10 protein-coding genes are annotated in these 15,495 nt (G+C 60.8%); 4 read left to right on the top strand and 6 right to left on the bottom strand.

What is annotated here, in order from left to right; translation table 11 throughout:
- Positions 1-70: 70 nt before the first annotated feature.
- The 3 genes from H1B37_RS10445 to H1B37_RS10435 all read left to right on the top strand — a co-directional run bounded on the left by H1B37_RS10445 (position 71) and on the right by H1B37_RS10435 (position 2,718).
- Positions 71-1,519, top strand: a complete 1,449-nt coding sequence (locus tag H1B37_RS10445) for a sulfatase (RefSeq protein WP_182866587.1) — start codon at positions 71-73, stop codon at positions 1,517-1,519.
- Between the two features lie 16 nt (positions 1,520-1,535).
- Complete coding sequence (locus H1B37_RS10440) at positions 1,536-2,255, top strand: phytanoyl-CoA dioxygenase family protein (RefSeq protein WP_182866586.1); 720 nt, start codon at positions 1,536-1,538, stop codon at positions 2,253-2,255.
- A 205-nt stretch (positions 2,256-2,460) separates the two neighbouring features.
- Positions 2,461-2,718 (top strand): hypothetical protein, encoded by a 258-nt coding sequence (locus H1B37_RS10435; RefSeq protein ID WP_182866585.1) that lies wholly within the window; start codon positions 2,461-2,463, stop codon positions 2,716-2,718.
- Positions 2,719-2,800: 82 nt separating this feature from the next.
- Here H1B37_RS10435 and H1B37_RS10430 read toward each other — a convergent pair whose 3' ends face one another.
- From H1B37_RS10430 to H1B37_RS10420, 3 genes are all read right to left on the bottom strand, one after another.
- Positions 2,801-3,652: a carbohydrate-binding protein gene (locus H1B37_RS10430; protein WP_182866584.1), complete on the bottom strand. Its 852-nt coding sequence runs from the start codon at positions 3,650-3,652 to the stop codon at positions 2,801-2,803.
- 102 nt (positions 3,653-3,754) lie between these two features.
- Positions 3,755-5,206 carry a DUF1501 domain-containing protein gene (locus H1B37_RS10425; protein ID WP_182866583.1) on the bottom strand — a complete coding sequence of 484 codons (1,452 nt, stop codon included), beginning with the start codon at positions 5,204-5,206 and terminating at the stop codon, positions 3,755-3,757.
- Positions 5,207-5,318: 112 nt separating this feature from the next.
- Positions 5,319-8,399 (bottom strand): DUF1553 domain-containing protein, encoded by a 3,081-nt coding sequence (locus H1B37_RS10420; protein ID WP_182866582.1) that lies wholly within the window; start codon positions 8,397-8,399, stop codon positions 5,319-5,321.
- Positions 8,400-8,519: 120 nt separating this feature from the next.
- Between H1B37_RS10420 and H1B37_RS10415 the strand changes: the two genes are divergently transcribed.
- Complete coding sequence (locus H1B37_RS10415; RefSeq protein ID WP_182866581.1) at positions 8,520-9,293, top strand: AraC family transcriptional regulator; 774 nt, start codon at positions 8,520-8,522, stop codon at positions 9,291-9,293.
- Positions 9,294-9,440: 147 nt separating this feature from the next.
- Here H1B37_RS10415 and H1B37_RS10410 read toward each other — a convergent pair whose 3' ends face one another.
- From H1B37_RS10410 to H1B37_RS10400, 3 genes are all read right to left on the bottom strand, one after another.
- Positions 9,441-12,515 (bottom strand): efflux RND transporter permease subunit, encoded by a 3,075-nt coding sequence (locus H1B37_RS10410; RefSeq protein ID WP_182866647.1) that lies wholly within the window; start codon positions 12,513-12,515, stop codon positions 9,441-9,443.
- A gap of 92 nt (positions 12,516-12,607) precedes the next feature.
- A complete protein-coding gene (locus H1B37_RS10405) occupies positions 12,608-13,903 on the bottom strand; it encodes an efflux RND transporter periplasmic adaptor subunit (RefSeq protein WP_182866580.1) in 1,296 nt (431 codons plus the stop codon).
- A complete protein-coding gene (locus tag H1B37_RS10400; protein ID WP_182866579.1) occupies positions 13,890-15,425 on the bottom strand; it encodes a TolC family protein in 1,536 nt (511 codons plus the stop codon). Before H1B37_RS10400 ends, H1B37_RS10405 begins: the two co-directional genes overlap by 14 nt.
- Positions 15,426-15,495: the final 70 nt, after the last annotated feature.

Genomic DNA, 15,495 nt, shown 5'->3' with positions numbered 1-15,495 from the left:
TTGCGGAGCTGGTATCATGCGCCGACGCACCGATTCCCCCCGCAAACGTTCCAAAGGTCAATTTTTCGCCATGATCCGATTCATCGTATTGGCCATTTCGTTGACCGTTTCGGTCGCCGCAACTCGCGCGGCCGAACGTCCCAATGTGGTCCTGGTTGCCATCGACGACCTCAACGACTGGGTGGGGTGCCTGGGTGGGCATCCCCAAGTGAAAACGCCTCAAATTGACAAACTGGCCGCTCGCGGTGTGAATTTCACCAACGCGCATTGCCAGGCACCGATCTGCAACCCGTCACGGATCAGCATGCTGCTTGGCAAGCTGCCGTCGACGACCGGACACTACTTTCTGGCTCCGGGGTTTCGGGATGTGGACGTCACGCGAGACGCGGTGACGATGTTCCAACACTTTCGCGCTGGCGGTTACCGTGCCGAGTCGATGGGCAAGATCTTTCACGGGCCCGCCGATGCCGCCTCGTTCGATCATGTCCAGCGCTCACGCGGTTACCGACGTACGCCGGGACAAACCGAAAAGCTGCGGTATCGCGTGCCGGGGTCGCATCCCGCCTGGGACTGGGGCCAAGTCGACTTTGCCGACGAAGACCAACGGGATTATCACACCGCCGCGTGGGCGGCCAAGCGGATCGGGGAATTGGCCGAACGCGACGAGCCGTTCTTCCTGGCGGTCGGCTTTCACCTGCCCCACGTGCCGATCTACGCCAGTAAAAAGTGGTTTGACATGTATCCGCTAGAAACGCTCGCGATGCCGCCGGTGCCCGATGAGGATCTGGAAGACGTGCCGCCGATCGCGGTGCAGTTGAGTCTGAATCCGACGGCTCCGCGCTCTCAATGGATGAAAGAACACGGCGAAGACAAACATGCCGTTCGAGCGTATCTGGCATCGATTTCGTTCATCGACCATCTGGTCGGCATGGTGACCGATTCGGTCCAGGCTGCGGGGCTCGGTGACAACACCATCGTGGTGCTGTTCAGCGATCACGGGTTTCACCTGGGCGAAAAGAACAAGTGGGCCAAACGCAGCCTGTGGCAGCGAACGACCCGCGTGCCGTTGATCATCGCCGGGCCGGGAATCGAAAAGGGCGTCCAGTGCGATGCGCCGGTGGGATTGATCGACGTCTACCCGACGTTGGTGGAAACGTGCCAGATGGCGGAGCCCGACGGGCTGGACGGCCACAGTTTGGCCGGATTGTTGAACGATCCCTCCTCGCCGTGGGATCATCCTGCGATTTGCACCTTCGGCCCCGGCAACCATTCGATTCATTCGCGGGACTATCACTACATCCACTATCGCGACGGATCGGAAGAATTGTACGACCATCGCACCGACCGGGATGAACACCACAATCTCGCGGACGATCCAGAATTGGCAAAAATCGTCCAGCGGCATCGCAAATGGATTCCCGCCCACGACGCCCCGATGGTCCCGGGCAGCCGAGGCAGCGATTCGCCGCTGTACGGTGAATCCGAAGGACTGCGAAAAGCGATGAAGCGAGGAAAGTAGGATCACGGCGACCGAGATGAACGATTGGCAATTGGAGCAGGACGGATTTTGTCTGCTCAACAGCGCCGTGCCCGCGAAGACGATCGTTAGCCTGATCGATGCTTGTCGACGTGCCTTTGACGATGACCCCCAGGGCGTGCGGGCTCGATCCAGTCGCGGCCACGTCTACGCGGCGCGCAACTTGATCGAGTCGATCGAAGCGGTGAAAACCGTTTGGCAGGCCGATCCGCTGCGTCCGTTCTTGCGCGAACAGTTGGGCGCAGATTTTGGATTGGTCCGAGCCCTGTTCTTCGACAAGCCACCGGACCGAACGTGGAGCTTGGCGTGGCACAAGGACACGTCGATTGCGGTGAAAGACAACTCGATCGAATCGGCATCGTTTTCCCGCCCGACCACAAAGGCCGGCGTGCCGCATGTGATCGCGTGCGATGATGTTTTGAAGCAGATGCTGACCCTGCGGATTCACCTGGACGCGGTCACCGATGAAAACGGACCGCTACGGGTGATTCCGGGATCACATCGATCCAGTGACGGCGAAGGCCAAGGCATCGATACTGCGGTTGACATCCATGCGGCCCCCGGTGACGTGCTGGCGATGCGTCCGCTGATCAGCCACAGCAGCGGCCCTTCCAAGCCGGGCACGACACGTCACCGGCGGATTCTGCACCTGGAGTTCGCCGGATCGGCGACGTTACCCGATAGAATGCAGTGGCATGATTTCGTCCGCGGCGATTGAATCGGCGGGTGGACAGCATTTGGGGTGGAATTGATACTATGGGACTCGTGCATGCGTTGGACAATCGCATCTCCGCGTACGATGGCTCTTTCGGGCCGTCGCCTTTCGCTGCAACGCAGCGGGGGGGGAAATCGCCTAGAGGCTAAACACCAACGTGCGCTGGAGTGCGTCGCTGCGACGGCCGTCCTACAACAACCTACGGATCATGAAAAAACACGAATGGCGTGAGAAGACCGAAGAAGGCGAAACGCGTTTGGTCACCGCCATGCGACACGGCGGCGAGTGGAAGCTGCAATCACGGCTGAAATCGGAGACCGAGTGGACGCAGTTTCCGGTCATCGAGCTGGAGGATCTGGAATCCTTGCGTGAAGTGCTGTGGAACAAGTACCAGCGTAATCGCGTCCCGCACGACCAAGTCTTGGAAGTCGACGCCCTGATCGAAGCCGCCAAACAGCGCGGGTAGGTTGGCTCTTCCCGAGCCTCGTCGGCAGGCCTCCGCACGACGATCTGGAAAGGACATCGTCCAACACAGCACTCAATCTACGTCACTTGGCCTGTTTGACCAAGTGGATCGCCCGGACGTCGAACAGGGCACCTTTGGCGATTCGTTTGGCATCGATTCGCAATTGATAGGTTCCTTCCTTTGCCACCGTCACGTCGCCCAGGTGGTTCCAGCGAAAGTTTTGAAAGTGTCCGGTGTCGATCGTTTGAAACGGCAACTCGGCGACGGTGGACGTTCCGTCGCGAATGCTGATCAAGGCATCGCTGCCCCCCTGGCCTTCGCCACACCCTTGCAACACCGCGATGCTGTAACGCCCCGGTTCGTCCAGCTTGAATTCCCAAGTGGCATAGTCGGCCGGGATGGTCCAATAGCCGACGGTGTTCTTGTACCACTGGGGTTCATACCGCAGTTTTTCGCCAAAGGTGGACGCGTGGTGGGCGTGCAGCATCACCGACGCGTCTCCGGCCGGTCGGGTCGGCGAGACTTCGTCGGGTAAGACCGGATCGCCGTCAAACACCATCTTGATCAACGCTTTGGGAGCGACGGCCGCCTTCCAGGAAAATCGCCAATGATCCGGTTCGGGGACAAACACCAACTCGGTTTCCTGGCCACCGTCCCAACCGAGTGATCGGATCGGGGCGCAAAGCCGCGGAAGGTTGGCGCGGCGTGCCTGGATGGAAGACGGCGTCGGCTGCAACCACAACGTTTGCTCGTCTCGGTAGACGTTCAGGTCGTCACCGCTGAGCGCCGGCATCCACTTGGCCTGATCGGGTAGAGCGGCAGGGCGTGATGGCGGCGAAGCGGATGATTGGGCGAGGGCGGATGAACTGAGGTTGCACAGGGTGATGAGTGCGGCGATCGTGATGATCGAGGCTGGAGTTCGCTGGGTGACCATTGTGAATTGTAAGCGAGGGTGTGAAAGTCGTTTGGAATGTGAGAGAGGCTTCCAGGCTCGCCGGGTGCTGAAATGACAGGCTGGAAGCCTATCCACGGACGTCTACGCTAGGATTTCGTTGACGACCCGTGCGGGTTCAACGCCGGTCAATCGCGCATTAAGGCCTTGGAATTTGACGGACAATCGGTGGTGGTCGATGCCCATCAAGTGCAACAGCGTGGCATGAAAGTCGCGGACGTGGACGCCATCAGAGACCACGTTGTATCCGAACGGGCAGGTCTCGCCGTGGCTGATGCCGCCCTTGATACCGCCGCCAGCCATCCACATGGAAAAACAACGCGGATGGTGGTCGCGTCCGTAATTGGTTGCCGTCAATGTGCCCTGGGAATAGTTCGTCCGTCCGAACTCGCCGCCCCAGATCACCAACGTGTCCTCCAGCATCCCCCGTTGTCGCAGGTCTTGCAGCAGCGCCGCGGACGGCTGGTCCGTGTCCATGCATTGTCGCTTCATGCCACTGGGAATGTTGCCGTGATGGTCCCATCCCTGGTGATAAAGCTGGATGAAACGAACACCGCGTTCGGCCAACCGTCTTGCCAACAGACAATTCGCGGCAAACGACCCTGGCTTGGTCACGTCGGGTCCGTACATGTCCAAGACACTTTGCGGTTCTTCGCCCAGATTGGCGACGTCGGGGACACTCGATTGCATCCGATACGCCATCTCGTATTGTTCGATCCGCGTCGCCAAGGCGGGATCACCCAATCGGTCCTGTTCCAATTGGTGCAGGTCGTTCAGCCGATCGAGCATGTTGCGTCGACCTTGTGCGGAGATGCCGGGCGGGTTCGACAGGTACAACACCGGTTCCTTCCCGGCGCGAAACTGGACGCCTTGGTAGCGTGCCGGCAGGAACCCCGATCCCCACAAACGGGAATACAACGGTTGGCCGCCCTTGCCTTTCGTAACCAACACGACAAACGTGGGCAGGTTGTCGTTCTCGCTGCCGAGTCCATAGTGCAGCCAGGCGCCGATGCTGGGACGGCCGGACAGTTGGTTGCCGGTCTGCAGAAACGTGATCGCCGGATCGTGATTGATCGCTTCGGTGTACATCGATTTGACCACCGCGATCTGGTCGACTTGCTTGGCCATGTGCGGCATCAGCTCGCTGACCCAGGTGCCGTTTTCACCGTGCTGATTGAACTTGTAAATCGAACCGGCCAACGGCAGAATTGCTTGGTTGCCCGACATCCCGGTCAAGCGTTGCCCCTGGCGAACCGAATCGGGCAACGGTTCCCCTTGTTTTTCGTTGAGCAGTGGTTTGTGGTCCCAGGTTTCCAGTTGCGAGGGGCCGCCGGCTTGAAACAGGTAGATCACCCGTTTGGCCTTGGGGGCATGATGGGTCGGGTTGACGACTCCGCCGCTGGGCACGCCGGGACCATTCGACCCGGCCGGGGCGGCGCCCGCGAGGTCGCGGTGCAGCAACTGCGATGCGGCGATTCCTCCCAATCCCATCCCAAACTGTTGCAACCAGTGTCGTCGGTTGGTTGTCGCGTTCATGGTCGGTCTCACTTATCGAGCAAGGTTCGGGAATCGTATGTGGGATAGGCTTCCAGCCTGTCGGGGCCCGCAATGACAGGCTGGAAGCCTATCCCACAGGGCTGCCGCAGGGTTAGCGGAGCATGATGGTTTCGTCGTAGGCAAACAGGGTCTGGACCACGATGGTCGTCGCCGCCAGATCACTTCGCTTAGTCGCATGACGCAGCGGTCGAGCACCGACGCTTAGGAATTCATCGGCTTGCGCGGGTTGTTCTGAGAAAGTCGCCTGCTGTTCTTCAAACAACTGCTGAATCACTTGTCGTTCGCCGTCGCTGGGCCGACGGCTGAGCAATCTTCGAAACAGCTCGTCCCAACGTGCTTGGTGGTCGGTCGGATGGGACTCCACGAGCGATTCAGCCAACACACGCGAGGCTTCGACGTATTGCGGATCATTCAAGAACACCAGCGCCTGCAGTGGCGTTGTCGTCAGTTCGCGTCGGGGTGTACAGCTTTCTCGGCTAGTCGCGTCCAGCGTCAACATGGTCGGCGGCGGCGCGGTGCGTTTCCAGAACGTGTACAAGCTGCGGCGGTACAGCCCCTGGCCGGTCGATTGATTGTACGACTTGCCGGTCCCCGATTCTCGCCACAACCCCGCCGGCTGGTACGGCATCACACTGGGGCCGCCGACCCGTTTGACCAACAATCCGCTGGCAGCCAGGACGCTGTCACGCAACTGTTCGGCGGACAACCGGTGCTTGGGTCCGCGCGTTAGCCAGGCGTTGTCACGATCACGCTGGAAAAGGCTGGGATCGTTGACATCAGATGATTGGCGATAGGTCGACGACAACACGATTTCACGACACAGCCAGTGCAGGTCCCAATCGTTGTCCATCAACGATCGGGCCAGATGGTCCAGCAGCCGCGGGTGAGTGGGCGGTGTCCCCTGGGAACCGAAATCTTCCAAGGTGACCACGATCCCGCGGCCGAAGAACAGGTGCCACATCCGGTTGACGATGACACGTGCCGTCAGCGGATTCTGTGGAGCGGTCATCCACTTCGCAAGCGACAACCGGTCCGGTCCGGCGGCTGGCAGTCCGCCCGAGAGCGCCGGCGTGGCCGGTGAAACCTGGTCTTGCTTGTTGGTGTATTCGCCGCGTCCGAGCACGTGCGTCGGTGGTGCATCGTCGTAGTGTCGCATCGTCATGATTTCGCGGATGCCGGCGACCAGCTCGTTTTCGGCGTCACGCGCTTCGACCAGCCTGCGACGCGCCTGGGCGACGGTTTCATCCGCGGTCAACAGTTGATGCTCAAGGGCCGCTTCGGTGTCAATCTCGACAGGTGCGACCTCGGGCCGGGCCTGGGCAACCATCGCAAGCACTTCGGCCGAGGAGAGCTGGACGTCAAATACTTTTAATTCATCGACCTGTCCGTCACGAAAGCCGATGTCACGAAAACGGGCGCCCAGTGACAAGGCAACCTTCTCGACGTCCAGGTCGCCCCAATCCTTTCGTTGTCGGACGTCGCGTGAAAGTTTGTCTCGAATGATTTCCACTTCGGCGAGTTGTCCGTCCACGTAGATCCGCACGCCGTCGGCGCGTCCGCTGCCGTCATGCGTCACGGCAAGGTGGGTCCACTGGTCAGTCGGGATCTGTTTGGTGGCCCGCACCCGCAACGCGTTTCCGGGCCAAAAGTGGATCATCGAAAACTGTGGGTGCCCTTGATCCAGGGTCAGTTCCAAGCCGCGAAACGCTGCGTCTTCGGCCGCCCGGGATTGGTTCAGCACCATCATCCGCGGCCTGTGCTGTTGGGGACGCACCCACAGGCTGTACGAAAACACCGACGTCCGCCCGAACAGCGGTGCGTCCTGGCAGGGAATCGCGTCGTCGCCATTGCAAACCGTGGCCTTGCCGACAATCCCATCGACCGATCCATCGAGCGAATTCTCGTACACGGCCGCGCGAGGCTCGGGCAACGTGTCGATCAATTCGTCTTTGCGCGACCGCCAAAACTCACTCGCCGTTACGATGGCCGAATCGAATGCCGACTCCGCATCCGCAATGGCTTGCTTGGCCGCTTGGTGCTGTTGTCGCTGGTCACCTTGGTACAACAGCATCGCCGGGGTCGGTGCGGAGAAGGTGAAGTGGGAATAGAGACCGAGTTCATCGATGTCGGAAAAGTAGGCCGACAATTGATAAAACTCTCTCTGTTTGATCGGGTCGAATTTGTGGTCGTGACAGCGGCAACATTCCATCGTCAGCCCCAGGAACGCGGTGCCGGCGGTGGTGGTCCGGTCGGTGATGCCGGTCAGCCGGAACTCTTCGGCAACGCTGCCGCCTTCATTGGTTTGTCGATGCAAACGATTGAATGTCGTTGCCAGCCGTTGGGCATCGGTGGCATCTGGAAGCAGGTCACCGGCGATTTGCTCGGTGATGAACTGGTCGTAGGGCATGTTGCGGTTGAACGCGTCGATCACCCAGCCTCGCCAAGGCCAAACTTCCATCGGGATGTCGTTTTGGTAACCGAACGTGTCCGCGTAGCGAGCGACGTCCAACCACATGACCGCCATGCGTTCGCCATAGGCCGGTGACGTCAACAAACGCTCGACCACGGTTTCATAGGCATCGCCTGATTCGTCGGCCAGGAACGCGTCCAGTTCCGCTAGCGTCGGGGGCAATCCGGTCAAATCGAACGTGACCCGCCGCAGCCAAGTCGCCTTGTCCGCTTCGGCACTGGGCTGAAGCTTCTTTTGCCGATGCATTCGGGCAACGAACGGATCGACCGAAGTCCGCGGCCAATCATCGACGACTTCGGGAATGGTCGTCGTCTCGGGCAACGGTTGGAACGACCAGTGGGTTTCATACTCGGCGCCCTGACGAATCCACTCGGCCAACAACTGCTTTTGCTCCGCCGTCAAGACCTTGTGGGAATGCGGGGGCGGCATGATCAAGTCGGGATCGTCCGACAAGATCCGCTCCATCACCAGACTGTCCTCGGGGCTGCCTTCGATGATCGCGCCGTAGTCGATCGCCGGCTCGCGCTGGTCCAGCCGCAAATCGGCCGCCCGCTCCGCTTCGTCCGGTCCGTGACAGGCGAAGCAGTTCTCCGAAAGGATGGGACGGATATCCGAATTAAAGGAAATCGGTGTCTCGGACCAAACCGCCGCTGCGTGGCATTGAATCAGCCAAAACGCTGCCGCGATGGTAAGATTCTTCACAGGGAACATTCGCGAATCCGCCGATGCGGGTAGAGGTGGGCATTCTGAACGCCCTTAATTCTAGCCGATGACGCACCGAGGTCTTGTACATCCACCGGTTGTTTTTGGTACGATTTGCCGATGCCGAATTCTGACTCCCCACGAAACGGCCGGGCCTTTAGCAAGGCATTTGTGCGGCGACATCCCGGTGTGCGCAGCGTGATCGAGCTTTTCGAGCACCTTCCCCTGGTACTTTTCTACGCCAAGGACCATCGGCAGCGTTACATCGCGGTGAACCCCCGCACGCTGACCGACGTGTTCGGATTGGCGGACGTCGAGGAGCTTTACGGACGGACTGACAGCGATTTTCAGCCGCCGGCGCTGGCCGATGCCTACCACGCCGAAGACCGCCGGGTGATGAAACTGTGCCGCTCGATTCCCAACCAAGTTTGGCTGGTTCCCCACGTACGCGGGACGCCGCAGTGGTATGTCTCCACCAAGACGCCGCTGTTTTCCGCGACCGCCGAGGTGATCGGGATCGCCGGCGTGATGTACCCGATTGCCACACCGGACGAGCAGGCATCGTTCTTCAGCGAGTTGGCGTCGGCGATCCGATTCATCGACGAGAACTACGCAAAACCCCTCTCGATAAAAGACTTGGCCGAGATGTCGGGTCTGTCCTCGTCGCAATTCAATCACCGTTTTCGCTCGCTACTGAGAATGTCGCCAAGCGAATACATTCTGTCACGCCGAATCCAGGACGCGCGCGACCGCCTGACGCGCACGTCCGATTCGATCACCGATATCTCCGTCGCGGTCGGCTTTTTCGATCAAAGCCATTTCACGAAACGATTCCGCCGCTTCACCGGCATGACCCCGCTGGCCTATCGCAAACGTTTTCGAGACGTGGAATGAAAGGCCGGTCGCGCGTGCGGCACGGACCGGGATGATACTCGGGGACGTCGGTGATTTGTTGGACAACGTGACATGAACGTAGCTACGCTCGCCAGAGCGTGGAGGAGGATCCACCTTCTGGCGAAGGTAGCTACGTTTCAGCGGCGATCACGACTCGGTCGCTTCCCGCTTGCCCGTCGCGATGGCCAGGATGTCCTCCAGGATCAGGTACAAACAGGGGACCAGCACCAGGATGATGGCGGTTGCGAACAGGATGCCGAAGCCCAGTGAGATGGCCATCGGGATGATGTATTGGGCTTGCAAGGAATCTTCGAAGATCAGCGGCATCAACCCGCCGAAGGTGGTCAGCGTGGTCAACAAGATTGGTCGGAATCGCCGCAGGCCGGCTTGCAGAATCGCGTCGAAGGCGGTGTACCGTTCTTCGCGGCGACGGTTGGCGTAATCGATCATGATCAACGAGTCGTTGATCACCACACCGGAAAGCGCGATCACGCCCATCAGGCTGACCAGCGAAAGGTCATAACCGAGCAGGATGTGCCCCAGGACCGCCCCGACGATCCCAAAGGGGATGGCGACCAACACGATCAACGGTTGGATGTACCCGCGAAACGCGACGGCCAATAGCGAATAGATCACTGCGAGCGCCAGACCGAACGATCCCCAAAGCGAAGCGGTGGCACGTCGCATCTCCGCATCGCTGCCCTCGAAAGTCCACGTGATCCCGGGATAGTCGGCGCGCAATCGCGGCAGTTCTTCGTTGCGAAGGGCTTCGATCACTTGCGTCACCGCGCGTTTGGGTTCGACATCCATCGAAACGTTGATCACCCGTCGGCCGTCACGTCGATCGATCGAACGAAACGCCAACGATTGCTCCAATTCGGCAACGTCCAACAAGGGCACCTCGGCACCCGAGGGCGTGCGAATGATCATGTCCTCCAGATGATAGATGTCCTCGCGTTGATCCTCCGGCAACTTGACGCGGACTTCGGTTTCGTTGGTGCCGCGCAACAAACGCAGGGCCAACGAACCGAAGAACGCGCCGCGAAGCTGTTCGCCCAATTCTTCATCGGTCAGCCCCAACGCACGGCCTTCCGGACGCAGGCGAAAGTCGTATTGAACCTTGCCCTTGTTGTAGCTGTCGTTGACGTCGCGAACGTTGGCGAACCGCTCGCAGCGCTCGACCAAGGCTTGCGACGCCTTTTCCAAAACGTCGATGTCGCTGTGGCTGAGGGCGATGCTGATCGGGCGGCGGTGACCGCCGGGGCCGCTTTCGGCTTCAAAAGTCACTTGGCTGACGCCCGGCAGGTCGCCGATCGAATCGCGCCAAAGTTCGATCACCTGGCCGGCGGTCATGTCGCGCTGGTCCGGCGGCTTCATCACAATTTCCACGTCGATGAAACTTTCGCCGCGGACGTTGGTTTTGATCCCTTCGGCCACCTCGTACAGATTGTGTTCTTCGAACATCCGCAAACTGGCATCGGTCACCGCTTTGGCGATCGCGGCCGCCTGGGCCTGGGTGGTGCCGACCGGCATGCGGACGCCGGCTTCGATTTCATCGGCGGAAACTTCGGGCATCAGGATCATGCCCATGTGGGCGCTGGTGGCGTAACCGCCGACGACCAGAAACAGCGCCAATGCGGTCGACGCGGTGATGTAACGGAATCGCAAACAGGTGACCAAGACGGGGCGGAAGAAGATTTCGACCGTGCGATTGAACAATCGGCCAAAGGCTTGTTGGCCGCGGTGCAGGGTCGCCCCCAGTCCGCGCTTCTTGCGTCCGCCCTCGCGCGCGTGGGCCAAGTGGGCCGGCAGAATGAACAGCGATTCCAGCAAGGACAGCGACAGCACCAGGATCACGACGACCGGTAGCGGCCCCCAGAATTTTCCGGTCTCGCCGGGAATAAACATCAGCGGAACGAAGGCCACGATGTTGGTCAGGATGCTGAACACGACCGGGCCGGCGACTTCGCGCGTCCCGTCGATCGCGGCCTGTTCGTCGTCGTCGCTGTGTTGCCGTTTCTCATAGACGTTTTCGCCGACCACGACGGCGTCATCGACGACGATCCCCAACACGACCAGGAACCCGAACAACGAGATCATGTTGATGCTGACGTCCGCCAACGGCAACAACAAAATCCCACCGATGAACGAGACGGCCATGCCCATCATCACCCAGAACGCGAGCCGCATTTCCAAAAACAGCGCCAGGATTACCAACACGATGACGACCGCCATCACTGCGTTTTCCAGCACCAGATTCAAGCGGCGGCGAAACTCTTCGGCGTTGTTTCGATCGACACGCCACTTCACGCCCGGCGGCAGTCCGGTTTCAAAGGCTCGCATCGTCCGTTCGACCGCTTCGGCAACATCGGTTGGCGACTGGGAACCGGTGCGAAAGATGTCCAGTTCGACCGACGGCGTTTGGCTGAACTGGGAGTGAAAGCCGACCTCTTCGAATCCGTCGCGGATGGTGGCGATGTCGCCCAGGGTGACGGCCGGGCCGTCGCGACCGGTCACGATTTCCATCGCCGCGAATTCATCGGCCCACTGCTTGCGCGCCTTGACCCGCAACAAGATCTCGCCGCCGCTGGTCTGGACCGAACCCGCTGCGACGTCTTGGCTGGACGTTCGGATGATGTCCGCCACGTCGGGCAACGTCAGCCCGTACTCACGCAGCCGTTGGCGCGGGATTTCCACGTGAGTGACATAGGCCGGGACCCGTCGCAGTTCGACCTGGGTGATTTGGTCGTTGGCTTGCAATTGATCGCGCAGCTGTTCGGCCAGTTTACGGAGCGTCCAAATGTCGACCGGACCATAGATCGCCACCTGCATCGCCTCGCGCTGCTCGGACTGCAAACGCACTTCGGGCTGTTCGATTTGGTCGGGAAAGGTGCGGATCCGGCTGACCGCTTGCTCGATATCCTGGAACGCCTTCATCCGCTGCCCGCCGGCCACGATTTCGATTAGCACTTCGCCACGGCCTTCGCGGGCTTCGCTGGTGATTTCGCGGATGCCTTCGACCGAGCGCACGGCGCCTTCGATCGGTCGCAAGATGCCTTGTTCGACCTCTTCCGGAGCGGCGCCGGGATAGTCCACGCTGACTTCGACGATGTCGAGTTCGAATTGTGGAAAGACCTCCTTCTGGATCACGATGGCCGACCAGACGCCGCCGCCGAGCAGGATGAACATCAGCAAATTGGCGGCGATCGAATTGCGGGCCATCCATGCGATCGGTCCGCGATGTGACGGGCGGTCTGCCGACGGGGGAACCTCGACCTCGGCTGACGCAGCGTCCTGCGGTTCCGCAACTTGGGTCATTGGATCGACTCCGCATCGGCGGTCGCCGCCGGATCAGATCCGTCATCGATCTTGCGCAGCCCGATTCCCGGGGCCACCGTCGCCAGCGTGGTCACGACGACCTCTTCGCCGTCGGCCAGCCCCTGGCGGATGTACGCGTACTCGGCGTCGCGAAAGACAATCTCGGTGTCGCGGATTTCCAGGACGTCGTCTTTCATCACCCAAACGGTGTCGCTGTCGCGAATGTACTTTCGTTCCAGCCGCACCACGTCTTCGATCGGTTTGCCTTCGATCTCGGTTTCGATCAGCGTGTCCAGGATCAGCGGCGGTGCCTGGTCGGATTCCCCCAGCGGATCGGGGACGGTGACCAGCACGCGGGCCAAACGCGTCTGTTGGTCCAGCGTACCGATCATCCGCGCGACCTGTCCGATTCGCTCGGCGCCCTGCGGCCAAGCCCCCGGGTTTCGCAAACGCACGGTCGACCCGTTGTTTTCGGTGGCACCTTGATCGTCGATGAATTCGCCGTCGTTGTTGGTTGCTTGCTGGTCGACCGGTTCGGGGAACTGCACCCAGGGCAGGCTGCGGACCGGGACGGCGGCCATCACCCAGTATTCCGCAACGCCGACCAGTCGGGCGAGTTCATCGCCGGGGGAAACCTGGGAACCGACGTTGACCGAGCGGCTGAGGATTTGAGCATCAAAGGGGGCCACGACGCGGGTCCGCTGCAAGTCCAGCTCCGCTCGCTCGACGGCCGCCTTGGCCGCGCTGAACTCGGCCCGGATGGATGCGATTTGGGGTTCGCGGAGCACCAGGGATCGATTGGCGTCGCCGATCGTCCCCTCCAGCAAGGACAGTTCTTTTTCGGCCAGACTTTGCCGCCCCTGTTCGATTTCCAGCGACGCTTGGGCCTGCTCCAGTTCACTCTTGCGAATCGAAAGCGTGTTTTCAAAGTCGGCCGGATCGATCCGCAGCAACAAATCGCCGGCACGAACCATCCCGCCGGGGACGAATCGGGGCGACAGTTCGATCACTTGACCGCTGACACGCGGGCTGAGCACGATGTCTTGGGCCGGTTCCACCGTACCGAGGACAGACAATCGCGGCCGAAACGTGCCGCGTTGAACGGTAATGGTATCGACCAGTGCGGCCGATTTGCGTGTCGCACTGATCTGCTGGGCCGTCGGCTCGGTGCGGTTGATCACGACGATCGCGGCGGCCGAAGCCCCCAGAATCAAGCAACAGGCCAGTGCATTGCCGGCGATGCGGAGCAGTCGCCAAATCAGTCGTCGTCGCGGGGCGTCATTGTGTGCCATCGATTACAGGGAGTGGCTCCACCGACCGTAAAAGTTGTTCAAGTTCCGAAGCCGGCTCCGGCAGCGTTTCGGGCTGCGGGCCGAAATCACCCTCCGTTGGCGGCGATTCGCCAGGGGCATCCAACTCCGGTAACTCTAATTGCTCGGCCCGTTGGGTGTCAAAATCTCCGGCCAACGCCAGGTACAAATTGACGCGGATCAGTAGTAATTCTAGTCGAGCGGCCAAGGTTTCACGCTGCAGACGCTGTTCGGCCGTGGTCGCGCTCAGCACATCCAGGTAATCCGCCTCGCGGAACAGGTAGCGGCGACGCAGCTGATCGGAGGCCTGACGGGCCGATTCGGATTGCGACTCAAGGTGCTTCAAACGCTCCAACTGGTAGCGTTCCAGCGCCAAATTGTCCTCGACTTCGCGAAACGCCGTCAGCATTGTCTCGCCATATTCGTTGAAACGCTGGCGAAGCAGGGCCGCGGCGCGGTCGACTTCGGCCCGACGTTGCCCGCCGTCAAACAGCGGCGCGATCAATTGTCCGCCGATCGCGACGAACCAATCGCGAAACAACGTTTCCGGCTTTTCGGCGATGTTCAACACCGATCCGCTGAGATTCAAACGCGGGTATTGGGCGCTGATCGCCGCCGCCAAATCACGATCGGCGGCCATGAAAGCCAGGTAGTCGCGGCGTACGTCGGGGCGGCGTTGCAGCAGCTCCGACGGCAACCCGGTGTCCGGCAGCGGCGGCAACGCGGGCAGTTCCGATCCGGTGTAAAACTTCGCCTGCTGGGGCAGGTCTCCCAACAGCACGGCCAGCTGATGCTCCAACACATCGATCCGAGCCTTGACCACCACCGATTGCTCCAACGTCGATTCGACCAATTGGCGCTGCCGCAGAACGTCGGGGCCGCCGACTTCGCCGGAGCCGAATTTGAGTTCTTGGGCGATCACTCCGTTGCGGTTGGTTTCAATTTGTTCTTCGACCAACGCCAGCTGGGCACGCGCTTCGATCAGCGAAAACCAGGTGCTGACGATTTCGGCCGACAACGTCAATGCGATCGCCTGATAGTCCTCCCGGGTGGCCGACGCACGCAGCCGTTCGGCCTGAACCCGCGATTCGATTTGCCCCCAAAGGTCGACCTGGTACGACGTATCAAACCCCAGCGTGTAGCTGGTTCGATCGCTGCCCGGACCGAAGACGCTCGCGATCTCCGCCACGCCGTCAACGTCCGGCCACAAATCCGATGCCTCGCGGCGGGTCAGGGCGCGGGCCGCGGACAACCGATCCAGGGCCGCGGCGAGGGTGAAGTTGTTGGCCAATGCCTGATTGATGTGACCATTCAGTCCTGGGTCGTCGAAAACCAACCACCAGCGATCCGGCATCCCCTCCGACCCGCTGGCGGAAAACGGCGGCGGGGACTCGTTTCGGAATGTCCCCGCGACCTCTCGACCGGCGCAGCCGGCCAGTGTCGAAAGCAGCAGGGTAACGATCCACCCGAATTGGCGGGTGTGGAGTGGTTCGAGACGAATCATGTGCCCAGATCTAGAATTCGCCCGCCGCCGACGGCAAGACCAATCGCGCGGAACCCTGCCACCATTCTCT

Origin of the sequence: Stieleria mannarensis, from assembly GCF_014154935.1 — a bacterium.
Lineage (GTDB): Bacteria > Planctomycetota > Planctomycetia > Pirellulales > Pirellulaceae > Stieleria > Stieleria mannarensis.
Note: the sequence above shows the minus strand (reverse complement) of the source record. Positions and strands in the feature narration are given on the sequence as shown.

What these genes read in the sequence shown, in the direction of transcription:
- H1B37_RS10445 (WP_182866587.1), top strand. Translation starts at nt 71, where the DNA reads ATGATCCGATTCATCGTATTGGCCATTTCGTTGACCGTTTCGGTCGCC.
- H1B37_RS10440 (WP_182866586.1), top strand. Translation starts at nt 1,536, where the DNA reads ATGAACGATTGGCAATTGGAGCAGGACGGATTTTGTCTGCTCAACAGC.
- H1B37_RS10435 (WP_182866585.1), top strand. Translation starts at nt 2,461, where the DNA reads ATGAAAAAACACGAATGGCGTGAGAAGACCGAAGAAGGCGAAACGCGT.
- H1B37_RS10430 (WP_182866584.1), bottom strand. Translation starts at nt 3,652, where the DNA reads ATGGTCACCCAGCGAACTCCAGCCTCGATCATCACGATCGCCGCACTC.
- H1B37_RS10425 (WP_182866583.1), bottom strand. Translation starts at nt 5,206, where the DNA reads ATGAACGCGACAACCAACCGACGACACTGGTTGCAACAGTTTGGGATG.
- H1B37_RS10415 (WP_182866581.1), top strand. Translation starts at nt 8,520, where the DNA reads ATGCCGAATTCTGACTCCCCACGAAACGGCCGGGCCTTTAGCAAGGCA.
- H1B37_RS10410 (WP_182866647.1), bottom strand. Translation starts at nt 12,515, where the DNA reads ATGGCCCGCAATTCGATCGCCGCCAATTTGCTGATGTTCATCCTGCTC.
- H1B37_RS10405 (WP_182866580.1), bottom strand. Translation starts at nt 13,903, where the DNA reads ATGGCACACAATGACGCCCCGCGACGACGACTGATTTGGCGACTGCTC.
- H1B37_RS10400 (WP_182866579.1), bottom strand. Translation starts at nt 15,425, where the DNA reads ATGATTCGTCTCGAACCACTCCACACCCGCCAATTCGGGTGGATCGTT.